The organism is Sphingobacterium sp. SGR-19 (assembly GCF_011043555.1).
Taxonomy (GTDB): domain Bacteria; phylum Bacteroidota; class Bacteroidia; order Sphingobacteriales; family Sphingobacteriaceae; genus Sphingobacterium.
This window is the reverse complement of the sequence record NZ_JAAKGS010000004.1, coordinates 242245-269189: the sequence shown is the minus strand read 5'-3', so window position 1 is coordinate 269189 and position 26945 is coordinate 242245. Positions and strand designations below refer to the sequence as shown.

Sequence of the window (26945 nt, the reverse complement as noted above, 5' to 3'; positions counted from 1 at the left end):
ATTATGTGGAAATTTTTCTTTACAAGTCTCTCGACCATAATTATAGCGCTTCAAGGACATGCACAACCCGCACGCCCAAAGTTGGTCGTTGGATTAATGGTGGACCAGATGCGATGGGACTATCTCTATAGATTTGCCGATAGATATGGTGATAACGGTTTCAAGCGTATGTTAAATGAAGGTTTTTCTTGTGAGAACACCCTTCTTAATTATATCCCGACGTTTACAGCAATAGGACACAGCTCTGTTTATACTGGTTCCGTTCCCTCTATCCACGGCATCGCGGGAAATGATTGGATTGTACAAGCGACGGGGCAACCCATGTATTGCACGCAAGATGACAACGTCCAGGGAGTAGGCACACAAGAAAAGGAAGGACAGCAATCGCCTCGCAACCTACTGGCATCCACCATTACCGATCAATTGAAACTGGCGACCAACTTTCGGTCTAAAGTTATCGGTATCTCCATGAAAGATCGCGGTGGAATCCTCCCTGCCGGCCACTTTGCAGACGCGGCGTATTGGTTGGAAGGGAAATCCGGAAATTGGATCTCCAGTACATTTTATATGAAAAATTTACCTCATTGGGTTGAGGATTTTAACAAACGGAAACTGGCGGATAAATATTTAAAGCAAGACTGGAATACGTTATACCCTATCGAAACGTATACCAACAGCACGGCTGACGACACCCCTTATGAGGGCAAGTGGCCTGGTGAAGAGGCTTCCACATTTCCCAGAAAAACTTCTGAATTGATGAACGATGTCGGTTACGAGCTCATCAAGACAACACCTCAGGGAAATACATTGACCCTCGACTTTGCTAAAGCAGCTATCGAACAGGAGCAATTGGGTAACAACCCAACAGAGAATACAGACTTTTTGTGCGTGAGCTTATCAGCAACAGATTATGTTGGTCACCGTTACTCCTTATCGGCAGTAGAGATTGAGGACACATATCTCCGTCTTGACCAGGATATTGCGGATTTTTTGGCTTATCTAGATAAACATATAGGAAAAGGTAACTATACTTTTTTTCTTACCGCAGATCATGCCGCGTCTTATAACCCCATGTATTACACAGATCAGCAAGGGAATGGAGGCTATTTATTTACACGGCAAATCCAACGTAGCCTGAATAGCGAACTTCAAGAAAAATTTGGCAGCGATAAAATCGTAAGGAGTTTAATGAATTACCAAGTGCATCTCAATTACGCGCTCATCGATTCCCTTCAACTCAGTCTTAAAGATGTCAAGGAAACAATCATTAATTCGCTTAACAGAGAAGAGGGCATTACATATGTTATTGATATGGAAGGGAACCAGAATATGTTCATTCCCGCTCCGCTTCGAGAGAAAATTATCAATGGTTATAACCGAAAGCATAGTGGTGCCATCCAGATTATCGCAAATCCCCAATGGTATGCCGGCACGCCGCGTAGCCCGGGAACAACTCATGGTGTGTGGTCACCATATGATTCACACATACCTCTCGTATTCATGGGCTGGGGAATATCGCAAGGTGTAAGCAATAAAGAAGTACATGTTGTTGATATCGCTTCAACACTGGCGTCATTGCTGCATATTATGGAGCCTAATGGCAACATCGGAAAGCCGATCGTTGAGGTATTAGGCCAATAAGTCAAGGGCAAATTATTTTTCCGTATCTTTGCGGCTACTATTGATTGATCCATAAAAAGGGAACACATGCTTTCTAAGAAAACAAAATACGCCATCAAGGCGCTCATGGTGCTGGGACGTAACTACGGAAAAGAACCTATGCAAATTGTAAGGATTGCAGAAGAGGAACGTATTCCTAAAAAGTTCCTGGAACAAATTCTTTTGGAAATGCGTAACGCCGGCATATTGTATTCTAAAAAAGGTGCCGGTGGGGGATACAGCTTAAACAAAGCGCCAGAAGATATCTACCTTTCCCAAGTTATGCGATTAATTGACGGCCCTATCGCCCTACTACCTTGCGTGAGTCTTAATTTTTACCGTTCCTGTGAGGAGTGTGTGGAAGAGCACGCTTGTGGTATCCGCGATACCTTTATTGAGGTGCGGAATGCGATGCTGCAGATTCTTAATGATACAAGTATCGCACAACTTATTAATAAAGAGAAGCACTTGTCCTTGGATTAAGGACGAAATAATACAGCCTTACAACGTCTCCATCAGTTTTTCAAATGCCATTCCACGAGAAGCTTTCAGTAGGATAGTACTGTTAACAACAGGATGTTCTCTGAGAGCTTCTTTAGCATTGTCCGTCGTTTCGTAAAATTCCGCTTTCGTATTTTGATGAGCATAAAACGCCTCACCCACAAAGATGGTCCGATCGGCATCGATGGCTAGCGCCTTGTCGACCACATATCGGTGTTCTTTCGTAGCATCGTCACCCAATTCAAACATATCGCCTAGTATGATTACTTTATGTTCCGCTTCGATAACTGCTATATTAGCCAACGCGGCTTCCATACTGCTTACATTTGCGTTATAATAGTCAGCAATAATAGTATTGTGTATCGTCTTGGTAATTTGGGAACGGTTATTAGTCGGTGCATAAGCCTCAATCCCTTGGTTGATATGGTCATCATCTATGCCGAAATAATGCCCTACGGCAACTGCCGCTAATATGTTTTCCGTATTATATGAACCTGTCAGTTGCGTTTGTGTTGTTTGATATACCTCTGTATCCCCTGTCTTCCAAGAAACACAAAGTAGTGGATTTGCATATTCCAGTCGTCCTATGACGTCATTTGCCGATGAAAAACCATAGCGAACAATTTTTGAAATTCCGCGCTGTATTTCCATTTCTCGCAGATGTTCATTATCTCCTTGTAGAAACAGCACACCATCATGAGTTTTAAGAAAATCGTACAGCTCGCCCTTGGCTTTCTTCACCCCTTCAAACGAACCGAAACCTTCCAAATGTGCCTTTCCTACGTTGGTAATCAGACCATGTGTGGGCCTAGCAATGTCGCACAGAAATGCAATTTCTTCCTGGTGATTAGCACCCATTTCGATAACCGCCATTTCAATGTTGTCATTTATCGAAAGCACGGTTAGCGGAACACCGATATGATTATTAAGATTTCCTTTTGTCGCATACGTTTTGAAGCGTTGCGATAATACGGCATGTAATAACTCTTTAGTGGTGGTCTTCCCGTTCGTTCCGGTGATTCCGATAAACGGTATGTTTAGCTGGCCACGATGATACCGTGCCAGATCTTGCAACGTAGCCAATACATTTTCTACCAGAATATAGCGTTCATCCGTTGCATATTTTGCTTCATCGACAACTGCCCATTTGGCGCCGCTCGCTAACGCTTGCCCTGCAAATTCATTTGCATTAAACCGTTCTCCTTTTAAGGCAAAAAATATACTATCAGGTATGATGTTACGTGTATCTGTAGATACCGAGAAATGCTCTTTATATAAAGAATATAACTGCTCGATTGTCATGTTGCTTATTTTTAGACAAAGGTAGTTTTATCCCCTTAAACTTACTATATCTTTTTCTTGATCTTATTCCCGTTTACAAAAACATTCACGGTTTCATCCTTTTTGCCGCGCACCTTGAAGTTTGTTACGCGACCATCCTTCCATCGAATATCCACGGTATAATTTCCCCGTGCTTTCAATCCTTTCACTTCACCACTATGCCACGCTTTAGGTAACGCGGGGAGCAAGTGGATATAACCGTCATGCGACTGTATGAGCATTTCGGCAATTCCCGCAGAGCCGCCGAAGTTGCCGTCGATCTGGAACGGTGGATGCGCACAGAAAAGATTCGGATATGTTCCGGCTCCCACGCCTACATAACTCGCTTCATCTTTAAAAGCAGGTTTGAGCAATTGCCGGAGAATCTCCAACGCGCGATCACCATCATGCAGCCGAGCCCAGAACAAAATCTTCCAAGCACGAGACCATCCCGTTCCCTCGTCTCCTCTTACAAGTAGCGTTTTCTTTGCTGCTTCCGCCCACTCGGGCATGCTGACCGGCGAAATGAAGTGCGCAGGATATAGTCCATATAAATGCGACACATGGCGATGTTGAGGCTCAACTTCTGCGTAGTCCTCCAACCACTCCATCACACGCCCTGAGTTGCTGACAACCACCGGCGGCGGCACATCACGAAGTTGCCGTTCCAGATCTACCACAAATGGATCCTTTAATTGGAGTATATCGTTTGCTTCGATTACCGCCTCGTACAGCTCCCGCACGATCTGATTGTCTATTGTAGGCCCCATCGCTACCGACGCCACCTTACCATTCGGCATCTTGAAAGCATTTTCCGGCGAAACTGATGGCGCAGTTACCCACCAACCGTTTTTAGGCTCTTTAACCAGTGTCGCATGGTAGAAAACAGCGGCTTTTTTTAGTACCGGATATATTTCAGCGAGGTAATTTTCGTCTTTTGTGAACTGATAATGTTCCCACAAGTGGTTGCAAAGCCAGCCCGATGCTGTACTTGCGCCCCACGATGCTTGCTCGCCCGGCGCCGAATACCCCCAAATATTCGTCATCATATAGACCACCCAACCGGGCGCATTATAATAAGCTTTGGCTGTCTTTTCACCTTCTTTCGCAATACGCTTAATCAAATTAATAAAAGGTATATGGTACTCCGAAAGATTATTTACTTCGACCCCCCAATGGTTCATCTGTGCGTTAACGTTCAAATGGTAGTCTCCATTCCAGGGCGTTTGGATTTGATGCGCCCACAAACCCTGCAGATTTGGGGGAAGCGCGTTTCTTACGTTCGGCGCGGTACTGGATATACTAAGGTATCGGCCGAATTGATAGTACAAAGCCGCCATGGCGTTATCCTGCGCAGGATCCTCAAAAAATTGCTCGATGCGTTGGTCGGTAGGAATGTCCCGGCTGTTCCGGTTATCTTCCAAATGTAACGAGACACGACCAAAAACATTTCCAAATTGCTGGCGATGTGCTTTCCACAGACTTTTGTATGTCCATTTAGCAGCACCGGCCAACAAACGCTCAACAGCCTCGTCAGGACGGTGTCCATAATAATCCGTTGACGCTGCAAAAACGAGCAGTACTTCATCCGCATTTTTAACAATGACTTGATGGTCATGCGTCATATGGCTGCCACCATTGGTAATGACTTTTACTTTCCCCGCGAACCGTAATCCATCCCCTCCTTTTCCGTCGGGTAATGTGCCACTCCATGTCATTTCGTTATCAGTCACGTTCATATGACGCACATTTTCATCCCTGTAAAAATGTGTAGCAAAGGTAATGGCACCTTTCTTATTCGCCGACAAGCGGACAACACCGACATTCCTGTCAAACGAGGTGAAATATTCGCGCAGGTACCATATACCATTCGCCTCGAAGGACGTTGTGGCGGTAGCATTTGCCAGATCCAACGTGCGTTTATACTGCGAAACCCCTCCGGGTATCGTATGCAAAAAATTGAGGTAGCCGAAGTTCTGAAAACAACCGTAGGGTATCTCTGCTCCCTTCCCGTGCCCCGAGCCCTTTCCTTTCGTGACAAAGTTCCTGTTGACCAATATTTCCGCTTCATCGTTCTTCCCCGCCATCAACAGCTTTTGAATACGATCGACGCCTTTATATGCATTGCCATTATTCGGGTCTTCTGGACTTCCCGACCACATGGATATTTCGTTTAATACGATAGATTCGTCCAGAATTTTCCCATCAGGCATCATGCCAATCTGCCCGTTACCCAGAGGCAGGGTTTCCTCCCAACGGACCGCGGGTTTATCGTACCACATCGTCAAATCCTGCGCATACAGATTGCAGACAAGGTGAAGGAAGATGATCACATTTATGACTTTCAACCTTTTTACTTTTTATCGAGCTTAATAGCTTTGACGCTATTGCTGTTAAACGTAGGAATGTATATCGTATTTGTCTCTGGGTGTATACCCAAATCTGCGGTGTTCATCTTCCCGCGCACATCCATCAACTTCTCGGAAGAGCCATCCGCCTTTACATAGTATACCAAGCCTCCCCAACATGTAACGAGAAGGTCCCCATCGTTACCTATCGGTTCCAATCCGTCACCTCCCAGTTCAAACCCTTTCGCAATAACAGTACTTTTCTTGTTAGCATCGATCTTCCATAATTCTGGTCCTACCAAAGCATAGAGGTTTCCTTTTATAAATTTCAACCCGTTGGCATTCGGCGCATTTTCCAGAAACACCGTTGGCTTGTTGTTTCGCATCTGGTAAATAGTCCCCGTGCGGGTGTCTGATACATAGACAACACCGTTATCATCGACCGTCACATCGTTCAGGAAAACAGCTCCGGGGAACTCAATTTCGTTAACGACATTACCCGTCACCAGATCAACAACCGCAACAGCGGTGATATCAGCCACATATAAAAAATCTTTGTAACTAGCCATTCCTTTGGGCGCGTTCATTCCCGTTACCCAATTTTGATCTTTTACGCTACCATCTAAATTTAACACAGCAACGCCTCCTTGTCCATCTTTTGTCGCACCGTCTCCGTCAATCAATGACACGTATAAAACATCATTTCCGGCATGATAAAGCACAGACTCGGGAACCGGTAAATTTTTCGTTTCCCACAATTCCGTTAATTGATGCTGGCCAAATGCCGTCGTAGACAATGCCGCTCCTAAAGAAAAAAGAAGTAATCGTTTCATTTGTATATTTTTTATTTTAAACCCATACAAGATAACAATTTTTTAGGAGTTTGGTTTATTGACCTACCGGGCGCGGCTTGCTTCTTCAGATTCGGAGTCTCTTTTTCTGATCTGTTGTTTCAAATTACCGAATTTATAGGTATACGTTAATCGAACGGTTTGATTGTCATTGTACTGCCGGATCATGGAGTTGAACTGGCCAAAATCTGTCGATACGTTATTTTGTTGTGTTCGGAAAATATCTGTTGCTGCCAATTTCAGCGAGTTTCGCTCGTCTTTGAAATTATAATTGATACCTATATCCGTTCCCCAGCGTGCATGAATTTTATAAATATTATAGAGGAATGGGCTATTGTAATCAACGGCCAACTCCGCAGAAAGTGCCTTGGTCAGCTTAAAATTGTTCGTACTACGACCTTGAAAGAAAACAGAACCTAGGTCAGCATATTCTCCAGCTATCGGCCCGTTAAAATGCATATAGATCGTTGTCAGGTTATTGTTCATTGTCCAAATTTTTCCTATTCTAAATGGCGCGTTGATATTCAGATAGGAAGTCACTGTTCTGGCAAGGTTTTCGCGCGTCACCCAGGACTCGCCTTTAATATCATCTTGCCCCATGCTTTCAACCATAGCGTCGTTCGTAATATCCGTACCCAGTGTTATATTGAACATTTTGTAGAGCGTATAATTTAATGTAAATCCATCTGTGTACTGAGGTCGGAGATACGGATTCCCTAACATAAAGGTAAACTTATCTATATAATAGGGCATGGGATTCAAATAGCGATAGTTTGGTCTCGAGATCTTTCGCGCGTAACTTAAAGAAATAATGTTGTTTTCGTTAACCGCGTGAGAGATGCTCGCTGAGGGAAAAAAGTCTAAATAGTCACGTTTATTGGTTACGCCGTTGGTGACCGAATGGGCATCCGAAAACGTATACTCTGCGCGGACACCTAACTTGATATCGGTTGCTCCGAAAGAGCGGTTATAATCCAAATAGCCTGCAGCAATCTCCTCCGTGTAGATAAAATGATTTTGACGCCCCTCAAAATCTTCCCAGGTATTATCGACAAATCTTTCAAAAGCTAAATTATTATCTGATTTTACGCGACTATATTTTAGTCCCGATTCTAGCTTTCCCTTACCCAATTTTTTTATAAAATCGATTTTCCCAACATAAATATCGATATCGACCGGCATCCCCGTCCGCCATTTTTCGGGAGCATAAGACAGATTCCCGTCTGGAAGATAGGTTTTATAGTCGTAATCAATATCGGCATCATTGCGAAATGCTGTCCAATCAAAATCAAATATCAATTTTCCGCCTAATGTATCCAGCTGAAGTTCGTTGTTAAAGTTCACGGAGTACCGATTGAAAGGCGTTCTACTATTCGTTACCGTACGTAGTACCGAGTCAACAAGACCCAACTCTGGACCAATATTGGTCAAACTCGCGTTTACGGAGCTTTCCCTATCATTATCGCCAGAAAATTGCAATAGCATGGTGTTCCTTTCGGATGTCTTCTGTTCTATCCCTATTCGGTAATTGTGGGTTTTATTAGTTTCCACCAAGCTAGCGTCTTGATCGAAAACCCGGTCACCGACCTCTTCAGAAGGAATTTTTCGCTCCAACCCCAAATCAAATTGCCTCTTATTCCGAGTGAAACCATACGTTCCGAAAACAGTCGTGTTGTTTTTCTTATAACTGAGGTTCAGTGACGAATTCCCCCGGGCATGCTTACCATGTGCCCCACTGGCAAGAAACGACCCGTTGAAACCTTCTAGTCTGTTCTTTTTCAAAACAATGTTAATGGTGCCCACCGTTCCCTCCGCATCTTCCTTCGCACTTCTTATCGTACTGACTTCCACACTTTTAATCTGGTCGCCGTTCATGGATTTAAGAAAGGTCGACAGCTGTTCGCCACTCATATATGTTTGCCTGCCATCAATCGTTACATTTACACCTTGTTGTCCCATTAACTGGAGATTCTCATCCTTGTCAACGCTTACTCCCGGAGCACGTCGCACCACTTCTAACGCATTATTACCTGCTGCCAACGTAGAATTTTCCACGTTCAAGATCAGCTTTCCATCCCGTTGTTGAACGAGGGGCACCTGTCCTTCCACCGTTACAGCGTCGATTGCTTGCGATTCGGGTTTTAATATTATATCGTCTACGGTAACAGATTGACTTGCTACCTTTAATAAAGAAGATTTGCTTGTTTCGTATCCTACAGATGAAGCCTGCACCACAAATTCACCAGGGGATACATTTTTTATGACGTATCGTCCATGTTCATCGGTTACCTCTGTTTTGATGAGGGCTCCTACTTTTGCCGTCAATAAGTAAATTGACACATTTGCTATCGGTTCTTGCTGTTCATTAAAAACACGACCGCTTACTTCCCCTTGTTGGGCCTGTGCTGTAAATACAGTAACGAGGAGAAAACATACATTTAAAATAATGCGCATATATTAACTTTCTTCTTTTTTAGTATTGATTTTTACGTTGTTGTCTTTCACTTCAATGGTTACATTGGAACCGTCAATACGGATGACAGAGTCTGGCTTTACCTCTACGCCATCCGATAAAGCTTCCGTTCTGGACTTCACGTTCTCTTCCTCTTCTTCTTTTGGCTTTGGTGGTTGTGCACACCGTAACCCGACATTAGTCATTGTCCACTCTGTGTACTTCTGTTGATTTTCATTAGGATAGTTGTTGCGACACTCCCAATAAGAAATGTCCCGAATTTTATGTTCTATTTCTCTTTGAAGTACTACCTTAGCACCCTGGGGGAGATATACGGTCACCGCCACTTGCTGATCTCTATCCAGCGCATTTTTCTTCAACAAAAAATGACTAGGGAACAAAAGAGTCTTATCTTCTTGGATAGCCTCATAAGCGATATTATGTGCGCGGTCAGAAGCCAATTGATAGGTTTTTCCTTTGGCAGAATAACTATATTGTATATAGGGCTGGCTCAGTGAATCGATATTTTCAAAGTAGATGCTGATATCACGATGCAGGTAGTTCCGCAAGTCCTGTCCATCCAGCTGAATATTAAATTTTGATTTTAGGGAGTCTTGCTCACTAGCATCCAGGACGCGGATATCTTTCTCCGTAAAATAGTAGACTTCCTGCGGTTGTATGCTTTTTTGCACATTGATAGTACTCTTTTCCCGAAAATCTTGCGAGGCGGCTATACAATAGTAGACGATCCCCACGATGGATACGATCCAAGCAGCAAACATGGTCAACGACAGATAGCTATTTAATTTGTCAGTTTTAAACAAGATGCGTGTAAGCCAAAAAAACAAGGCAAAAAATGGTATAGCAATCGCCAGAAAGCCAAAAGTCAATGCAATAATAGCATCATTGGTTGCCAATCCTTTCAACGGCGGAAAGAACATCGGGTTTTCAAGTCCAAAGAAGTTCATCATATTAAACACATAAAAGATGAACAATCCTAATAAATTTAAGCCTGCGAAAATCAACATAACCCATGCAATCATTTTCCCGATCAGACCTAAACAACCGCTCAATAGATTTCCGGCTGTCCGTGCGCCGCGGCCGATACGCTCACCGGTACCAGAAAAAGTTTCGGAAAAACTCTTCGCTTCTTCATCAAAGGATTTTTTAAAGTTCTGTAAATTTGGTTCCTCACCGCGCATGGCCATTTTATCGGCACGGGTTTCTGCGATAGGCATTACAATCCAAAGTATAATATATGCCAAAACACCCGAACCGCCAAGTAAGAAGAAAAGCACCAATAGAATACGTATCCAAATGGGCTCTATACCGAAATAACGTGCCAGCCCACTACAAACCCCGCCCAACATTTTGTCATCCGGATCGCGCATCAATTTTTTACCGACATATTCTACATGGGGTGGTTGTGCCGCCCGCTGCTCATGACGAAAGTCCTCTTCTACCGGTGTTCCCTCGCTTTCTTCAAAGTCGCTTACACGCCCCATCTGCTCAATGACCCGTTGAACATCATCCAAATTGATGACTTCCTTACGTCCTGTTTGGATACGCTCATTAAACATTTCCGCAATGCGATTTTCAATATCTTCCAGTATCTCTTTGCTTTCAGCTGTATTTCCAAAATGCTTTTTAATATCAATCATATACGATCGTAGCGTATCATACGCATCTTCTTCAATGTGGAAGACAATACTGTTGATATTTATAATAATTGTCCTATTCATGACTTTGTTAATATATGTAGATGTTGTTATTAGTCGTTTCGCCCTAGCAGGGATGTTTCCACTGCAAAAACAAGTTCTTTCCATGTTACGTCTAGTCTGGATAACACAGCGCGTCCTTCATCCGTAATTTGATAATATTTACGAGGAGGCCCTGAACTTGATTCTTTCCATGTATAACTCAACAACCCGTTGTTCTTCAAACGTGTTAATAAGGGATATAATGTTCCCTCTACCACTAATAATTGGGCTTTTTTAAGCTCTCCAATAATATCTGAAGCATAAATCTCCCCTCGGGAAATGATAGAAAGGATACAGTATTCCAGTATTCCTTTCCGCATTTGGGTTTGTGTATTTTCTGCTATCATAACATGACAAAGATATATGTTTTATATTGTACTATGCAATACATAGTACTATAAAAATCACAAAACAAACTATAAAAAGCTCATTTACAGTAAATTATTTTTTAATTCATCCATAATTAACTGTTTTTAAATATAATTTGCTTTGAAAGTTCCCCAATTAACACGACTTTTATCCCCCATGTTGAGAAACTTGTTTAACTACATTTGGGCCGTTATTTGGGGTATTATGATGCTTCTGCTCATGGGAATGCCATCAGATGATATGCCGGGAGTTAGTTTTTTTGAAGGGTTTGATAAGATGGCACATTGTGGTTTTTTCTTTGTCTTTACTGCATTGCTGCTATTGGGTTCTATTTCACCCGCTAGCGGTAACCCCTCTAAGATAAAAACGATCATCGTTACATTTCTCATTGCCGGTATTTTTGCCTTCGGTACAGAAGCCATTCAATATTACCTGTCTACAGGGCGTCAAGCGGATTGGTGGGATATTTTTGCCGACTATGTTGGGATAGGTATGGCTCTCTTCAGCTATATATTGTTTTATCGGAGACGCATATATGGATAGCAATTAGGCTATCGCTAATACAGCCACAGAAACTTTACAATGGCACTGTTCGGCAAGTGTTCGTGCCGCAGAGGCAATAGTAGCCCCGGTTGTAAAAACATCGTCCACCAATAATATGTGTTTATTTTCAAAGACTGACGGTTTAACACAAGAAAAAGCATTTTCGACGTTGTCATAGCGTTCCACACGACTTTTCTTGGTTTGTGTTTCCGTATTTTTTACCCTTATAAAATCCGCTTGGTTTAGAGGTAACGACATCGCCTCGGCAATTCCTTGTGCAATATATTCACTCTGATTATATCCTCGAATCTGCTTCTTTTTTTCATGCAGTGGCAATGGGACCACCACATCGATATTCGCGTAAAACGGAGAAGCGAGCAATTGGATTCCAAAGCACCTTCCTAGATATTTTCCAACTCGTTGGTCTTTACGGTATTTCAATTTATGAATTATAGCTTGTACTAGGGAAGATTTTGAAAACGAGAGATAGGCCGCACCAGCATCAATAGGTGCTTTGCCCAATAGACGTCGGGTTATTCCGTTTTGTTTGAAAAGATAATGATCATTTATAGGTAAATAGAATCGACAGGTTGTACAGATAAATTCTTCCTGGTACAAAAGAACATTTTCGCAGGAAACGCACAATGGCGGGAATAAGATAGATACAAAGCTTTCCCAATACGATTTGATTTGCATACTGTTTACAATTGGTATATACAAATTTACTTCTTTTTTAGAAAAAGAATCAAAAAATCGTCGCTTTGGATATTTGAGAGGATTTGTAGTGCGAAGTGTATATTTCTGCAAACCTCAATTGTGAGTAATAATCACAGATACGAGAGAACTGTTCTTTGCTCTCTAAACTACGGTTTCTTCTTTAATAGCAAGCTGGCCACAAGCAGCATCGATATCTTTCCCCCGGCTGCGGCGGACGTTCGTCACAATATCCTGGCTGCGTAAATAATTTGCAAACTGATCGATTTTATCCGCCTCAGCATTCACAAAATCAGCCAAAGCGATAGGGTTGTATTCGATAATATTCACTTTACAAGGTACATGCTTGCAAAACCGGGCAAGCTCCTTTGCATCCTGCAATTCATCATTAAAATGATGGAACACAATATATTCGAAAGTTACCGGATTTTTAGTTTTTGTGTAGTAATATTTTAATGCGTCTGCCAATGCTGCCAAGGAGTTTTGTTCATTAATGGGCATGATCTGGTTTCGCTTTTCATCGCTTGCAGCATGTAATGACAAAGCTAAATTAAAGCGAACCTCATCATCTCCCAGTTTTTTGATCATCTTCGCAATACCAGCGGTAGATACGGTGATGCGCTTTGCCGCCATATTCAATCCATCGGCTGCCGTAATCCGCTCTATTGATTTCATCATGCCGCTGTAATTCAACAACGGCTCCCCCATTCCCATATAGACGATATTGGTCAACGGTTGGTGGTATCTTTCCTCAGCCTGTTTAGCAATCAATACAACCTGATCGTATATCTCATCGGCTTGAAGGTTACGCTTTCGCTCCATGTAGCCCGTAGCACAGAATTTACAGGTAAGGCTACATCCTACCTGCGAGCTTACACACGCTGTCATCCTATCCGGGGTCGGAATCAGCACGCCCTCGATTACATTTCCATCATACAGAGTGAAGCTGCTCTTAATGGTTTTGTCCGAGCTCACCTGCGACTCCCGAACTTTCACAGCACGTATCTCGAAATTATCTTTCAGTGTTTCGCGTAGCGCCTTACTCAGATTTGTCATTTGTTCGAAATCTGTACATGATTTCGACCATAGCCATTCATATACCTGCTTCGCCCGGAATCCTTGCTCACCCATCGCAGTTAGTTTATCTTTTAAATCCGATAAACTTAAACTCCTGATATCAATTAATTTACTCTGCTGTACCACGGTACAAAGATAGGGAATTTTATTTCAATGCCTCTTTCACTTTCGGGATAATCTGCGAGCCGTACAATTCAATTGCTTTCATCATGTCTTTATGATCTGGACTACCCACATCCATGTGAGCCGAAAAACGGGTAAGTCCGAACATCTCGATAACGTGCAGAATTTTTTCTACCGATTCATTTACATCACCGACCACCAAATGACCATGCTTGGACCGGCCGAAATCGTATTGTGAGCGCTGATAAGGGGGCCAACCTCTGGAGGCACCGATTCTATTCATTTGTGCCGCGTATAATGGATAATATTGATCCGCTGTGGCTTGCCCGCCCTCACCAAAAAAGGCATGCATATGGACACCTACCTGAAAGTCTTCCATAGCATGTCCATTATCCTCCCACGCCTGTTGGTACACTTCAAATAACGGCTTAAAGTTTTCAATGGCGCCCCCGATAATTGCGAACATAACGGGAAGCCCCAATTTCCCTGCCCGGATTACTGACGACGTTGTTCCTCCGACAGCTACCCAAATGGGTAAAGAGCCACGAACGGGGCGAGGGAAGATTTCCTGATCTATCAACGGTTTCCGAAATTTACCCGACCAAGTAACCGTCTCTTGCTTATTCAATCGCAATAGCAATGCTAATTTTTCTTCAAAAAGCTCCGCATAGTCCTTCAAATCATAACCGAATAACGGAAAGGACTCAATAAAAGATCCGCGACCGGCCATTATTTCCGCACGACCATTCGATAGCAGATCCACCGTCGAAAAATCTTGAAATAACTTAACGGGATCCGACGAACTGATAACGGAAACGGCGCTACCTAATTTGATGTTTTTGGTTACCGTGGCAGCTGCCGCCAATATAATTTCGGGAGAAGAAACGGCGTAATCTATACGATGGTGTTCACCCATTCCAAAGAAGTCCACCCCAACCTCGTCCATCAACTTTACTTCTTCGATTATTTCCTGCGTACGTTGCGCCGCAGATTGCATTTTGCCGGTTGCGGGATCTATGTGTACATCCCCAAACATGCCTATACCTAATTCGATCATAGCTTTTTTCCTTTCTGCTACAAAAATAGTGTACCCCCAACGTCAAAACATTGATATACATCAAGAAATTTGCCTTTTTCTTTTCCCTAGATGGAAAAGAAACAAAAGATCACGACTTGTATAGCTCTGCTATTTTTTCTCGTCTATTCCTAAACAGAATAAAACTCACTTCGTTCAAACATGATTCTGTTTTTAACGGAATAGCCTTCGTAAAAATCAACGCAGAACGATACCATGTCGACTTAACCCGCATAATCGCAAAGCAATATTGATCGCTTTTATATACGCATTTGCACCATCCCAAATTAACCTTAAAGGTCACATCCGACTATTATGAGAAGCGTATTAGATTTTTGAGATATGTAGAATGTTTAAGTCTGAAAGATATTGCACTTCCCTTCTTTGACCTTAAAAGGTCGCCTCCGGATGTTTGACGTCTGAAGAAATCCATCATTAGCACTGTCCAATATGTCAAATATCCGCAGCGACGATTTTTTTGTCGTACTTTTTTCTAAAAAAAGTACCCAATCAACCATGAATATATTCCTTGTTCCCGTAGCTCTGAATCAACTCCCCTTCAAAATCCAACCATTCCTGCCATCTTTTGTCAACATCGACATCCGTTGTATATTTACGTGCAAAATGGAGAAAAGTGGTGTAATGATTAGCCTCTGAAACCATCAAATCGTGGTAGAATTTTGCCAACTCTTGGTCATTGATATTTTTAGAAAGCACGCGAAAACGTTCACAACTACGCGCTTCAATCATCGCCGCAAACAGTAGTCGGTCTATAAAAGCTTGGTTACGGGAACCATCTTTCTTAGAGAATTTCATCAACTGTCCGACATAGTCGTCTTTTCTTTCCCTTCCTAATGCATATCCCCGAGCTTTAATAATATCAATCACCATCTGGAAATGCTGCATTTCTTCTATGGCAATAGCAGTCAACTCGTGAACGAGATCTTCATGTTCCGGATTCTGCGTAATTAACGTAATCGCATTAGACGCCGCTTTTTGTTCGCACCACGCGTGATCCGTCAGAATTTCATCCAAATTAGATTCTGCGATATTTGCCCAACGAGGGTCTGTCAATAATTTTAATCCTAACATACGAATTCAATAAACCCCAAAATTACCCAAAAAAGTTCTCTAGGTCAAACCCGTGTTCCTTTAATACATCTTCAGGGACACCGTTCCATACACCAGGCCTATTTCCCACGTAACCGATATCTTTAACCCCCATTTCCGTCGTATAGAACCCCGAGGCCGTCAAGTTACGCATCAAGGAGAAGAACGCAACGCCCTGTTGCATTTCCGGTTTAGCTTTATCGGGATAAGCAATTTCGTCGATAAATTCAATCTGTTGCTCTTTCGTGCATTTTATAAAAGCGTTGCCATAACGTTTCTGACATTGTACATCTGTCCATTTTAACCCACCGCGCATAGGGATTTTGTTGGAGGGAAGATCCTTGACAATAAATTCGATAAAGTCGGGCACGCCTGCTTCTGAAGCACTTCCAGACACATCATCCTTTGGTATAATAATATTCGCTAGTACCGTAATGGTCGCCATTTCATGGTCTGTAAAAAACTTTTCTTCTAATAGTTTTTGCGTCCGTTCGTGTTCCCAATCCTCTACGCCCGGCAGTTTATCAGAAGTCTCACTGGCGATTCTCGCTTCCTTTGCACTCTCCCCATTACAGGCTGTCGTTAAAACACCGGCACCTGCGGCAAGTAAACCTAAAGCCTTAAGCGATTCTCTTCTATTCATATCTTTTTCGATTAGCCATTTAACTTTTTCTTTTCTTCCAATATGTATTCCGCTGTACGCATGGACAGCGCCAATATGGTCCAAGTTAAGTTTTTGTCTCCTTGCTGCACGAAAGGGCCCGCATCTACTACATACAAGTTCTTACAATCGTGCGCCTGTCCCCATTTGTTCAACACAGAAGTTTTCGGATCATTTCCCATACGCGTAGTACCACCTTCGTGAATAATCACACCCGGAGCTTCCAAACCATATTTTGTTTCTGGCCCTTGCTCGGGCGACAAAACAACAGCTCCCATCTCGTGCATGATGGATTTAAATGTGTCTTGCATGTGCTTGGCTTGTTCAACCTCCTCATTGGCCCATTTGTAATGAAAACGTAATACAGGAATACCATATTTATCCACTCTTGTTGGATCTATTTCGCAATAGTTATCTTTTCTTGCCAAAGCAGTGCCGCGTCCGGCCATGCCGATGGATGCACCGTAGAAGCGACGATAGTCTTGCTTGAGCATAGCGCCGTATCCACCACTATCCCGCATTTCTCCATTCTTTCCTGCCACCATTCCGACAGCTCCAGGAACCCAGTTTAAGAATCCATACCCTGGCATATTCAATCCGCTACCATATTCAATATGATAACCTCTGGGAAAACGCAATTTCTTATTATCTCCCCACCAAGGAGAATAAATATGCACACTGCCTACACCGTCTTCGTTAAAACGTTTCCTATCTAGCAATTGTGGTAGGAATCCCCAAGCACTTGATCCCGTAGAATCGTGTAGATACCTCCCCACTAAGCCACTGCTATTACCAACTCCACCTGGATGGGCGGACGATTTAGAGTTCAGCATAATGCGCGCGCTTTCACAGGCGCTTGCACCCAAGATCACCGTTTTTCCCCTTACAGCATATTCTTGTAAACTCTTCGTATCTACGTAAGAAACACCAGTCGCCAGCCCCTCATCGTTTGTGAGTACCTCACGAACCATAGCGTTGTCTATCACTTTTAGATTTCCGGTCTTCATTGCCGGCATAACCAGACAGGAAGAAGAAGAAAAATCTCCGTAGACCTTACAGGCTCTTCCACATTGCCCACAATAGAAACATGTTCCACGCCCCTTAATCTCCGGCGACGATTCTGTCAAAACTGCTCCTCGTCCAGGCAGAACTGGAACACCAGCTTTTTTTGCTCCTCTGGCGATATAAAGCTCCCCTAAACGTGGTTTCGGCGGTTTCATAAAGATCCCGTCTGGTTCATTCGGGTAACCTTCTACCGTACCATATATACCGATCATCCGGTCTACCCGATCATAGAATGGTTTAACCTCTTCATAGCTGATAGGCCATTCCTCGGTAACACTATCCGTTGGCTTGAAGTCATCTGGTCCCATCCGCAAAGAAATACGTCCCCAGTGATTTGTTCGCCCGCCAAGCATGCGGGCACGAAACCATTCAAATTCTGTCCCCGTTACCGTGGTATAAGGCTCTCCTTCTAATTGCCATCCACCATAAGCGGCATCAAAATCACCAAACGGACGAGTTGTTCCCGCACCTCTACGGGGCGACTCCCAAGGCCAGCGCAACTGCAATGCATCCTTTGCGGGATCCCAAAACGGCCCTGCTTCCAACATCAATACGTTAAGTCCGGCGTGGGCTAGCATATAACCTGCCATACCACCGCCTGCTCCAGACCCTACAACAATAGCGTCATAAACTTCCGGACTCTCTTTTATCTGATAAACGCCCATATTTTTGTGAATTTATAAAAAAGCGGTAAAATTATTTCTCTTCTCTAATACTGCTTAGCCACAACCAAAGTAAAAAAAAATCTAACTTGAAAAGAATGTTATCGTATATTCTTATTTTTTTCCTCAATCCAGAGCGACATATATTTACTGGCGTTATAGTACTGGCTCTGTAAGATCTGGCCGACAAAATTCTGCCGGCGATGTGTATCCAAATCCTCTTTTAACTCATCTACGTAGATAAGAAATGGCGTTTCAAACCGCTCTCTACTGCTCGTTGAATTAAGTATGGTGACTCCCTTTTCCTGCGCCTCATGCCACACCTCCAAATCCGCATATAAAAGAGCGGCTTTTTCTACAAAGCTATTCAAATCATCTTCAATATATCCATTCCAGAGCCCCTCAGCTGACATCGATTCTGCGCCCACAGCCGTGGTAACCGAAGGGGTTCCCGCTTGCATGGCATCGATAAATTTGCCCTTGACACCTGCCCCAAATTGAATTGGTGCGATCAGCGCCCGATAGGTTTCGAGGGTTTTGCGAGCGTCATCGGCCCTTCCTTTTATCAGGAAGTTCTCTTTAGGCTGATGTAGCTGATAAACCTTTTCACTCGCATAAGCTCCATAGATATGCAGCTCCACGCCGGATAGACGCTTTCTTAATTCCGGCCAAATCCGTGTTTTTAAGAGCTGCACCGTATGCCAATTCGGTTCATGCAAGAAGTTTCCGATGAACACAAAATTTTTTCGCTGTGAAAAAGAAGTCCATGCATGTTTTGCAGACGCTTCTATTTTCGATTCTAAAAAAGGAAGGTAATATAACAGTTCAGCTGGCAAGCGAAATGTTTCCAAAAGAAGTTTCATTTCGCTCTTTGAAATAATTAAGGAAAGGTCACAACGCAGTATAGCGGCTATTTCCCGCGTGGTAATGTCGCCATAAAAATCTATTATTGTATTTTGTTTTATCGCATCTTGCCGTGCCTTTCGCAAAAAATGCAGATCCTCCGTATCCAATATGGTTAGCGCAGATGGCCAATATTGTCTTACACGCCAACCGTATTGCTCCTCGGAGACAAAACGGTCAAAAACGACAATATGAGGTTCTAAACATGTAATAAAATCATCGAAACTGCTATCGTTAAGCTGGATATACTCTTCCCGAACATTCTCTTGGAGAAGCGGATGGCTATAGGAGGATTTGGCAGCAGCCGAAGCGAAGACGATTTCGTAGCCCGCATGTTGAAACATCCTAACCAATTGCAGAATACGCGTTCCTGCTGCAGAGGATTGGGGTTCTGGCCAAACAAGCCCGATGAAAAGCACTTTCTTCATCGGGCTAAAATAAGGAATTTACATTTTCTGAATGCTATCTCCGTCTAAATTCAATTTTCGTAGTGGCGCTACCTGTTGTGTTCACCAACGTAAATTTGGCTACGGTTTGGATAATATTTTCCTGAATATCGTACTCCATATTGTCAAAAACCATCTTCTTACTGGTAGGCATACTATAGGAATAGGAGCTTGTCTCTCCTTCTGCACCATATACATAGGCGTAACCGTTGGATTTAAACTCCATATTTTCACCGTCTCCAACTAACGTCACCCGCACATCGGCCGTACCAGCAACAGACGTTGTTTTTACCACATCAAACCACTTGTTTGAGCGGATAATATTCAACGCTGTATCACGACCTATATTATCCACTGTTTCTTTACTACAGGACGATAGTCCTATCAAAATCATCCCAACAAACAGAAACATCCAGTTCCTATATGTCAATGTGCATCCTTTCATATTGATATAAACTTTTAAAGTACAAAAGAAAGTATCCAAGTATAATGCCAAAATAGTCAATTCAAAAAATGCTTTGACTTGAAAACAAAAAGATAATATGGATGTTAACGTCATAAGTTACGCTGTTCAACATTATAATATTAATTAATATAATCAGTTTTACGTTATGAAGTATTTTCTCTATTTTATTCTGGTTGCATCGATATGCTTTCAACAGAAAACAGTAGCATGTACGCGGGTTGTTTATAAGGGTCCTAATGGAACAGTTATAACGGCACGAAGCATGGATTGGAAAGACGACATCGCCGCCAATATCTGGGTATTTCCCCGCGGCATAGCAAGAAGCGGAGAAGCTGGCCCACAATCTTTCACCTGGGTTTCCAAATATGGAAGTGTGATTTCGAGCGCTTGGGATATCGCAACAACAGACGGTTTAAACGAAAAGGGGTTGGTTGCGAATGTATTATGGCTAGCAGAATCCAGCTATCCTAAATTTGATCCTCAGGGTACAAAGAAAGGGGTCGCCATTTCGGCCTGGGCACAATATGTCTTAGATAATTTTGCAACCGTGAGCGAAGCGGTTGCCGAATTAAAAAACGAACCATTTGTTGTCGTCAGCGACTATGTACCTGGCACAACAAAATTCACGACACTCCACTTGTCCATTTCAGACGCGACAGGTGACAATGCCATTTTTGAATACATAGATGGAAAACTCGTCATCCATCACGATCCTTCCTATACAGTGATGACCAATTCTCCTGTTTTCGACCAGCAACTTGCTTTGAATAATTATTGGCAAGGTATTCCGGGTACCGTTATGCTACCTGGTACAAACCGTGCAGCCGATCGGTTCGTTAGGGCTTCTTACTATATAAATGCCATTCCGCAGACGGAAGATACGAGGATAGCGGTTGCTAGTGTATTCAGTGTTATCCGAAATTGCTCTGTACCTTTTGGTATTAGTTCAGAAACAGAACCAAATATATCATCCACACGCTGGAGATCTGTCGCAGACCAAAAGAATAAAGTCTATTATTTCGAAACAGTTTTAACCCCAAATACTTTTTGGGTCGACCTGACTAAATTCGATTTGCAGGAAGGAGCTAAAACCATGATGTTGAATTTAAAAGGACATGCAACATTCAGCGGTTTATCAAATAGCTTTTTTAAAGAAGCTAAACCTTTTAAGTTTATGGGTATTTAACCCCATTCCATTTTCAGCAGACTTATTTTACAAACAGGGCATCTTATAGATGCCCTATCATATTTTTCCTATTTCCCTAGTTGTTTTAATATCCACTCTCTAATCTGCTGTTGTTGCTCCGGATATGTCCAATGTCCCGTTTCCTGCACCAAATACAGTTCTTTAGGTGCATCGATTACATTATAGGCGGCATAGTAAGATGTGGGTGGACAGGTATCGTCATTGTATCCCCAGGTGTAGAATCCCGGAACTTTCACGTAACGTGCAAAATTAACAACATCATAATAGCTCGAAACGTTGATTTTCTCATCCGTTGAACCATCCCTAAACATGTGAGGCCATCCTCCGGCGCGGTTATGCAGGTATCCCGTCAGGTCGCTCAGTGCTGGATAAAGAGATACCAAGCCCTTTACTCGATCGTCCAAGGAAGCCGTAATGATGGCCAGAGCCCCTCCTTGACTTCCTCCCCAAACCAACAGATTATCTTCATCAAAATCTGCTAACGAATATAAAAAATCTATTGCTCTGACACACCCTAGATATACTTTATTGTAATAATAATCATCCCGATTATCAAGGTTGAAAAACGGATATCCTCGTAATGCTCCATTGCGCAAATCTTCATATAAACCTGTTTCATAGGTAACGGGAATGCCGTGTATGCCGATTTGTAATGTAATGATTCCTTTTTCTGCTAAGTCTACAATACCCGCATAAGGGCGAACTCCTGCCCCTGGAACCGATAACACAGCAGGATATCTTCCTTCTTTCTTCGGTTTCGCCAATATACCGTACAGGCGATTGCCTGCCATAGCATTTTGGAGATTGACTTGAAATACATCTACGGTTTCCGTACAGCGTTCCGGTAATAGCGTTAGCTTTGCATCCATCGGTACTTTTTCTGCTTTTGCTTTTGCTGTATTCCAAAACTCTTGAAAATCATCTGGCAATGTTTGCGTAGGCTGGATCTCCAACGGAGCATAACCTGCCGTAGCGATTCCCCGATAGGTATTGCCATCGATTGCCACACTGGCCTCGCAACGTAGAAAACCCGGACCCGACAATTTTCCTTTTATTATCCCAGAACCGTTTTTTAATTTCAGTTTTCCTTCGTCCGTCGGCTGCATCTTTTCCGGCCCAACAGCATAGGTAACCTCTACATCATGGAGTGGAACCTGATGCTTTAACACCTGTATCTTAAACGTGGCATCTTGATTCGGCTCATATGTCCAGTCTGGCTTATCCGGCGAAACAAGCACTTGGATAGGCTGCGTTGATCGTGATTGAGCGAGGCCTGCTAAAGAAATAAAAAGACAGCAACATAACGTTGTTAAGAACTTAATAAAGTTGATTCTATTCATAATCGATTTATATTATTTTTGAGGGTTCAAGATAAGGAATTACGGGGAAAATGTTTCGTTGAATTTGGAGATACGTTGTTGGCAATACTGACTCGCTTTATCTGCAAATACTCTTCTCCTTCGATATGCTCATATTGATTGTAGACCACGAAGCTCCCATCTGGGGAAAAAGATGGGGCACCAACTACTTTTCGGTCATTAAGGTCATTTTGGGTAATTTGGATATATTTGTTACTCTTCATATCATGAACAAACACATTGTTTTCCGCCACAAATGTAATCTTCTTGCTTTCCTTACTGAGATTGAACGGAGAAGATATGGAAAATGGGTTATCTGTCACAAAAGTTAGTTCTCCACTATTTACTTCACATCTTACTATCTGGTTATTACCTTGTTCATCCTTCGCCAAAGCATAGATATATTTTCCGTCGTGGCTTGAGCGGAGCCAATGCCTTAAATCAGATAAATTAGCTCCGTAGGTTAAACGTCTCTGCCGAATGCCTTGCGGAACTTTCGGACGCTCTCCTTCTTTTCCGACCGCAGCTTTATCTGCCAAGATCTTTTCCCGATCTATTTCCACGACAAAAATTTCGGTTACCAGCTGACCGTTTGCACTTATGGTATTTCCTTGAAAGGCGATGGCATAATGATCAGTGGTTCCATCTGTAGCTGGAGAAACCCAGCACTCATCGAAAGCTTTATTGATCTCATCAGAACCAGGGACAGGATTTGCCACCACATCAGATACTATAGCCGAGTAGTATCGACCATTGGAGTTTCCAGATCCTTTATCAACGATGATGTCCGCTTCGGATTTTAGCATCACACCAACCACTCTCAAATCCGGTTCCACTAATTCATCATTATAGGTAAAGCTGAGCATCATACCGTCCGGACTCCAGCAATGCGAGTGTGTTCCCCCGCGAAGGCTGCCCGGCACATAGGGTGTCGATACATCTCTGGCATCCGCCGAAAAAGCAGGTCCTTCCTGATGAATATTCACAAGCATTCCTGTACGCCTTGACATCGCGTAGGGACATTCTTCATTTGCGTCGGGCAAACCATGAATGAATATCACTTGGTCTTCTACCGGACTAAAGGATACTGCACCAACACCTGGCCCGTATATCGTTTGATTTGCCGTTTTGTATATAATCCGTTCTTCACCTGTTTCTACATGCACAATGCCTATGGTAGAGGTTTCACCAATTTTCGTATCGTCATTTCTGCCGTCAAATACAATCCATTTACCGTCTTTGGAAAAGACACCATGGTGGTGCAGGGTATGCCCATTTGGCGAAGTGGTTAGGTTGTTAACAGCTTTGTCTTCTATTATTCTATTTTTAATATTCATACAACTTAGACAAATTAAGGAAAGGATCGCTAACGAAACTTTGGAAAGGCTCTTTATGTGCTTACTTATCTCAACATGCATATCTATTGCCCTTTGCTTGGGTTAAGCATCATGAATAGCTTAACATAAGGTTCTACCATAACATTCACTTTAGTCCCACAAAAACAATAATCCTTAGGTCAAGTCAAAATTAACCAATGCTTGATTTCCCAAAGTCATGCGAATTGTCAAAGATATCCAATTTTTTGTCATCAAAACAGTGATGAATTATATCTTTCAATCCAAAAATCTAAATCTTTCGATCCGGTGAAAGGTCAGGAAATTGGCGTCATGGTTATTTCTAGCGTCCGCGTTTCCATCGAAATAAGCCGTACGCGAAAGTACGATAATATCCTCCCCTTCAAACGACCAGTCCACATATTGGAAGCCATGGTTGATAACGTCCTCGTGCTCTAAAAGGGTTTTAACATCTTCCCATTTCTTTAAATCTTTCGATCTGCGTAACACCAATACATTCCGAAAGCCCGCCGGGTTCCGTTCGGGATATTGCCTGCTATATTTCTCCGGAATCGAGTTGACCAGGGTATAATAGTAATCTGACACAGGGTCGTACTTGATGACGAATTTCTTGCTACCGCCGTCAAATGGAATAAACCCCGTTTTAGGATCAAAAGAGAGTTCTTTGCCACCCTTTGAAATATTCACCATCGCAGCTTTCTCCTCATGCGAAGTCCGGTCGTCCACACGCAGCATGTTCCACATCTGCCCATCCTTACCTACCACAAAATTTCCTTCGAGCCAACCCGTAAAGTTACCATTCAAATACGTGGAGTCGTATAGCATGGTACTACTTGTTGTCCATGATTTAGCATTCATCAGATCGGCGTCTACAGCAGCTGACATCACCATTGCACCATATCGCTTGCCCCAAGCCAGATCGGGACCATGTGCTGTTTCCATCGGACGCCACAACCTCCCGTTATGCTCTACTACCGGCATTGGAGCACAATGAAACTGTCCAGTTAACAACACGCCATTTTCCCTGTTCGTAGGTTGGGTCCAGGTCTGTCCCCCATCGGTAGATTTACGGATTAATACTGTTCCATGATGACGGTCGGGACCAAGCAGATAAAGCTCCCCCTCGTGAACAAACAAACTACTCCAAAATGCGCCGTTTATTTCAGAAAGGAACCGCCAAACTTTTCCCTTATCGGAAGACGTATAAATTCGTGTCGTGGCTTGTTGCCATTCGGTACTCTTCGGCCCGAAAAAGTCGTGTGATGCTACGTAATCACCATTAGGTAAGATTGCTAGGCTGGGAGAACCTATATAGCGTTGAGCAGAACTGGGTTCATAACACACAATCTGGCCAGGAACGTGTTGAGCTAACAGCAACGTCGGCAGAAAAAAAGAAGCCCATAAAAAATAGCATACTGCATGTACTTTCATCATTTCTATATATATTAAAAATTATCATTCTGTTCAATCGCAGAATCTGAATCGATCACCACTTGTGGAATAGGAAAGACGATGTGATGTGGTTGTGCATTCTTCCCTCTTCTCACCGCATCTGAGATAAATTTCCCGTGCCTGATCATATCCATTCTTCGGTGTCCTTCATTATAAAATTCATGTCCTCTTTCCAATAAGATCCTGTCTCTCATTGCATGCTGACTCATCACATCACTAATTTCCAGATCATCAAGCCCAGCACGCTGCCTGACTAAGTTAAGATACTGCAAAGCTTCTTGACTCGGAAATTGAAGCTCGTTTAACGCTTCCGCACGAGAGAGGTAGATATCTGCCAAGCGAATCTCCGGAATATCGTTGCCATGAGCCGCTCCAACATGATTCTCATCCGGCCAATATTTGAATGATCGAATGTTATCGTTACCTGCCAGAAGAACCTCTTGATCGGAATTATTGATATACTTTGTGATCATCAGATTCTTGCGTTTATCAGCATTTTCAAAGGTGTTATAGAATTCGTCATAAATCCGAAACTCGTTTGGCCAATTTAACCAAGTGCTTCGAAAAACCAAACCTATCTCTGGAGCCGACTTAAAATTATCGGGGAACGACACATTGCTCCAGCTATTTGCTGTAGCTCTATCTGCCGACGGCACCGCCGGTCTCACCCAGATATATTCATTATTCTTTTCACTCTCCACCTTAAAGAGATCCTGATACGTCTCATGAAGGGAGTAATTAAAAGAATCTAAAAATTCAGCTGTCCAGTCGGCAACCTTCTGCCACTGCTTGGTATTCAAGTACAATTTGATCAAGAACCCCATTGCTGCCGCTTTATGAGCACGGTATCGTTCGGGTTCGTTACCTGGATTAGGCAATAATTCTACGGCACTCAGCAATTCCCTTTCCATAAATTCTTTGATTTCATCTTCGGATGCCTTTGCCAAACTTAACTCTTGCGTAGTAGATGTTCTCAACGGCACAGGTCCAAAGAAGAAGTAGAGTTTATAATAGGAAATTGCCCGTAAGAATTTAGCCTCTGCTTCATACAACACTTTATCCTCTGCCGATAAATCAGAGCCTTCTAAGCTTTCTAGAACAATATTAGCATTCCGGATACATTGATAAGGTGAATCCCAATTCTGAATCAGGAAATCCATCGTTGGGTCCCAGTTAAAATCCCGATAATTTTTTATGGTTGCTTCCACATTATCACCGCTCTGATAGAGAATATCTGTAGAGAATTCTTGTGGCCCCAATATATAAATAGAATTATTGCTATTCATGTTCGCCGCTTTCGCATATCCTTCATACAATACCGACGTTAACCCTTCCTTTGTTTTTAGGTAGTTTGTTGGAGAAAGCTGAGAAAACACCTCTTCTTCCAGAAAACCTGAACACGAAGAGAAGCATATTGCCGAAGATAGGATGCTGATATAATAAATTCTTGTTAATTTCTTTTTCATAT

22 protein-coding genes are annotated in these 26945 nt (G+C 42.8%); 4 read left to right on the top strand and 18 right to left on the bottom strand.

Features of this window, described 5'->3' with window-relative positions; genetic code table 11:
• The first annotated feature begins 3 nt into the window (after window positions 1-3).
• Window positions 4-1641, top strand: coding sequence for an alkaline phosphatase PafA (gene pafA, locus G5B43_RS10440; protein WP_165294679.1), 1638 nt, complete (start codon window positions 4-6; stop codon window positions 1639-1641).
• A gap of 66 nt (window positions 1642-1707) precedes the next feature.
• Complete coding sequence (locus tag G5B43_RS10435; protein ID WP_165294678.1) at window positions 1708-2142, top strand: RrF2 family transcriptional regulator; 435 nt, start codon at window positions 1708-1710, stop codon at window positions 2140-2142.
• Window positions 2143-2160: 18 nt separating this feature from the next.
• On the opposite strand, the gene G5B43_RS10430 is transcribed toward G5B43_RS10435, so the two are convergent.
• The 6 genes from G5B43_RS10430 to G5B43_RS10405 all read right to left on the bottom strand — a co-directional run bounded on the left by G5B43_RS10430 (window position 2161) and on the right by G5B43_RS10405 (window position 11238).
• Window positions 2161-3462 carry a UDP-N-acetylmuramoyl-tripeptide--D-alanyl-D-alanine ligase gene (locus G5B43_RS10430; RefSeq protein ID WP_165294677.1) on the bottom strand — a complete coding sequence of 434 codons (1302 nt, stop codon included), beginning with the start codon at window positions 3460-3462 and terminating at the stop codon, window positions 2161-2163.
• 44 nt (window positions 3463-3506) lie between these two features.
• Window positions 3507-5828: a glycosyl hydrolase family 95 catalytic domain-containing protein gene (locus tag G5B43_RS10425; protein ID WP_240904837.1), complete on the bottom strand. Its 2322-nt coding sequence runs from the start codon at window positions 5826-5828 to the stop codon at window positions 3507-3509.
• Between the two features lie 5 nt (window positions 5829-5833).
• Window positions 5834-6661 (bottom strand): ATP-binding protein, encoded by an 828-nt coding sequence (locus tag G5B43_RS10420; protein WP_165294676.1) that lies wholly within the window; start codon window positions 6659-6661, stop codon window positions 5834-5836.
• A 63-nt stretch (window positions 6662-6724) separates the two neighbouring features.
• Window positions 6725-9133, bottom strand: coding sequence for an outer membrane beta-barrel protein (locus G5B43_RS10415; RefSeq protein ID WP_165294675.1), 2409 nt, complete (start codon window positions 9131-9133; stop codon window positions 6725-6727).
• 3 nt (window positions 9134-9136) lie between these two features.
• Window positions 9137-10873 carry a PspC domain-containing protein gene (locus tag G5B43_RS10410; protein ID WP_165294674.1) on the bottom strand — a complete coding sequence of 579 codons (1737 nt, stop codon included), beginning with the start codon at window positions 10871-10873 and terminating at the stop codon, window positions 9137-9139.
• A 29-nt stretch (window positions 10874-10902) separates the two neighbouring features.
• Window positions 10903-11238, bottom strand: a complete 336-nt coding sequence (locus G5B43_RS10405; protein WP_165294673.1) for a PadR family transcriptional regulator — start codon at window positions 11236-11238, stop codon at window positions 10903-10905.
• A gap of 178 nt (window positions 11239-11416) precedes the next feature.
• On the opposite strand from G5B43_RS10405, the gene G5B43_RS10400 reads away from it, so the two are divergent.
• The gene (locus tag G5B43_RS10400; protein WP_240904836.1) at window positions 11417-11803 is read left to right on the top strand and encodes a VanZ family protein; all 387 of its coding nucleotides are present in this window, start codon (window positions 11417-11419) and stop codon (window positions 11801-11803) included.
• Window positions 11804-11806: 3 nt separating this feature from the next.
• Here G5B43_RS10400 and G5B43_RS10395 read toward each other — a convergent pair whose 3' ends face one another.
• From G5B43_RS10395 to G5B43_RS10360, 8 genes are all read right to left on the bottom strand, one after another.
• Window positions 11807-12499: a ComF family protein gene (locus G5B43_RS10395; RefSeq protein WP_165294672.1), complete on the bottom strand. Its 693-nt coding sequence runs from the start codon at window positions 12497-12499 to the stop codon at window positions 11807-11809.
• A 162-nt stretch (window positions 12500-12661) separates the two neighbouring features.
• Window positions 12662-13720 (bottom strand): 23S rRNA (adenine(2503)-C(2))-methyltransferase RlmN, encoded by a 1059-nt coding sequence (rlmN, locus tag G5B43_RS10390; RefSeq protein WP_165294671.1) that lies wholly within the window; start codon window positions 13718-13720, stop codon window positions 12662-12664.
• Between the two features lie 19 nt (window positions 13721-13739).
• A complete protein-coding gene (locus G5B43_RS10385) occupies window positions 13740-14774 on the bottom strand; it encodes an LLM class flavin-dependent oxidoreductase (protein WP_206367316.1) in 1035 nt (344 codons plus the stop codon).
• Between the two features lie 528 nt (window positions 14775-15302).
• On the bottom strand, window positions 15303-15884 hold the full coding sequence (locus G5B43_RS10380; RefSeq protein ID WP_165294670.1) for a tRNA-(ms[2]io[6]A)-hydroxylase: 582 nt from the start codon (window positions 15882-15884) through the stop codon (window positions 15303-15305).
• A gap of 22 nt (window positions 15885-15906) precedes the next feature.
• Window positions 15907-16545: a gluconate 2-dehydrogenase subunit 3 family protein gene (locus G5B43_RS10375; protein WP_165294669.1), complete on the bottom strand. Its 639-nt coding sequence runs from the start codon at window positions 16543-16545 to the stop codon at window positions 15907-15909.
• A gap of 11 nt (window positions 16546-16556) precedes the next feature.
• Complete coding sequence (locus tag G5B43_RS10370) at window positions 16557-18293, bottom strand: GMC oxidoreductase (protein ID WP_165294668.1); 1737 nt, start codon at window positions 18291-18293, stop codon at window positions 16557-16559.
• Window positions 18294-18391: 98 nt separating this feature from the next.
• A complete protein-coding gene (locus G5B43_RS10365; protein ID WP_165294667.1) occupies window positions 18392-19621 on the bottom strand; it encodes a glycosyltransferase in 1230 nt (409 codons plus the stop codon).
• 34 nt (window positions 19622-19655) lie between these two features.
• On the bottom strand, window positions 19656-20084 hold the full coding sequence (locus G5B43_RS10360) for a hypothetical protein (protein ID WP_165294666.1): 429 nt from the start codon (window positions 20082-20084) through the stop codon (window positions 19656-19658).
• A gap of 166 nt (window positions 20085-20250) precedes the next feature.
• Here G5B43_RS10360 and G5B43_RS10355 point away from each other — a divergent pair, with 166 nt between their 5' ends.
• A complete protein-coding gene (locus G5B43_RS10355) occupies window positions 20251-21291 on the top strand; it encodes a linear amide C-N hydrolase (protein ID WP_165294665.1) in 1041 nt (346 codons plus the stop codon).
• A gap of 68 nt (window positions 21292-21359) precedes the next feature.
• Here G5B43_RS10355 and G5B43_RS10350 read toward each other — a convergent pair whose 3' ends face one another.
• The 4 genes from G5B43_RS10350 to G5B43_RS10335 form a co-directional block, all read right to left on the bottom strand.
• A complete protein-coding gene (locus G5B43_RS10350) occupies window positions 21360-22652 on the bottom strand; it encodes an acetylxylan esterase (protein WP_165294664.1) in 1293 nt (430 codons plus the stop codon).
• Between the two features lie 26 nt (window positions 22653-22678).
• The gene (locus G5B43_RS10345) at window positions 22679-24007 is read right to left on the bottom strand and encodes a DUF3748 domain-containing protein (protein ID WP_165294663.1); all 1329 of its coding nucleotides are present in this window, start codon (window positions 24005-24007) and stop codon (window positions 22679-22681) included.
• A 276-nt stretch (window positions 24008-24283) separates the two neighbouring features.
• Complete coding sequence (locus G5B43_RS10340) at window positions 24284-25459, bottom strand: sialidase family protein (RefSeq protein ID WP_206367315.1); 1176 nt, start codon at window positions 25457-25459, stop codon at window positions 24284-24286.
• 11 nt (window positions 25460-25470) lie between these two features.
• Complete coding sequence (locus G5B43_RS10335) at window positions 25471-26943, bottom strand: RagB/SusD family nutrient uptake outer membrane protein (RefSeq protein ID WP_165294662.1); 1473 nt, start codon at window positions 26941-26943, stop codon at window positions 25471-25473.
• Window positions 26944-26945: the final 2 nt, after the last annotated feature.

Coding starts and splice junctions, on each gene's coding strand:
- pafA (WP_165294679.1), top strand. CDS start 4: ATGTGGAAATTTTTCTTTACAAGTCTCTCGACCATAATTATAGCGCTT.
- G5B43_RS10435 (WP_165294678.1), top strand. CDS start 1,708: ATGCTTTCTAAGAAAACAAAATACGCCATCAAGGCGCTCATGGTGCTG.
- G5B43_RS10430 (WP_165294677.1), bottom strand. CDS start 3,462: ATGACAATCGAGCAGTTATATTCTTTATATAAAGAGCATTTCTCGGTA.
- G5B43_RS10420 (WP_165294676.1), bottom strand. CDS start 6,661: ATGAAACGATTACTTCTTTTTTCTTTAGGAGCGGCATTGTCTACGACG.
- G5B43_RS10415 (WP_165294675.1), bottom strand. CDS start 9,133: ATGCGCATTATTTTAAATGTATGTTTTCTCCTCGTTACTGTATTTACA.
- G5B43_RS10410 (WP_165294674.1), bottom strand. CDS start 10,873: ATGAATAGGACAATTATTATAAATATCAACAGTATTGTCTTCCACATT.
- G5B43_RS10405 (WP_165294673.1), bottom strand. CDS start 11,238: ATGATAGCAGAAAATACACAAACCCAAATGCGGAAAGGAATACTGGAA.
- G5B43_RS10400 (WP_240904836.1), top strand. CDS start 11,417: ATGTTGAGAAACTTGTTTAACTACATTTGGGCCGTTATTTGGGGTATT.
- G5B43_RS10395 (WP_165294672.1), bottom strand. CDS start 12,499: ATGCAAATCAAATCGTATTGGGAAAGCTTTGTATCTATCTTATTCCCG.
- G5B43_RS10385 (WP_206367316.1), bottom strand. CDS start 14,774: ATGATCGAATTAGGTATAGGCATGTTTGGGGATGTACACATAGATCCC.
- G5B43_RS10380 (WP_165294670.1), bottom strand. CDS start 15,884: ATGTTAGGATTAAAATTATTGACAGACCCTCGTTGGGCAAATATCGCA.
- G5B43_RS10375 (WP_165294669.1), bottom strand. CDS start 16,545: ATGAATAGAAGAGAATCGCTTAAGGCTTTAGGTTTACTTGCCGCAGGT.
- G5B43_RS10370 (WP_165294668.1), bottom strand. CDS start 18,293: ATGGGCGTTTATCAGATAAAAGAGAGTCCGGAAGTTTATGACGCTATT.
- G5B43_RS10365 (WP_165294667.1), bottom strand. CDS start 19,621: ATGAAGAAAGTGCTTTTCATCGGGCTTGTTTGGCCAGAACCCCAATCC.
- G5B43_RS10360 (WP_165294666.1), bottom strand. CDS start 20,084: ATGAAAGGATGCACATTGACATATAGGAACTGGATGTTTCTGTTTGTT.
- G5B43_RS10355 (WP_165294665.1), top strand. CDS start 20,251: ATGAAGTATTTTCTCTATTTTATTCTGGTTGCATCGATATGCTTTCAA.
- G5B43_RS10350 (WP_165294664.1), bottom strand. CDS start 22,652: ATGAATAGAATCAACTTTATTAAGTTCTTAACAACGTTATGTTGCTGT.
- G5B43_RS10345 (WP_165294663.1), bottom strand. CDS start 24,007: ATGAATATTAAAAATAGAATAATAGAAGACAAAGCTGTTAACAACCTA.
- G5B43_RS10340 (WP_206367315.1), bottom strand. CDS start 25,459: ATGATGAAAGTACATGCAGTATGCTATTTTTTATGGGCTTCTTTTTTT.
- G5B43_RS10335 (WP_165294662.1), bottom strand. CDS start 26,943: ATGAAAAAGAAATTAACAAGAATTTATTATATCAGCATCCTATCTTCG.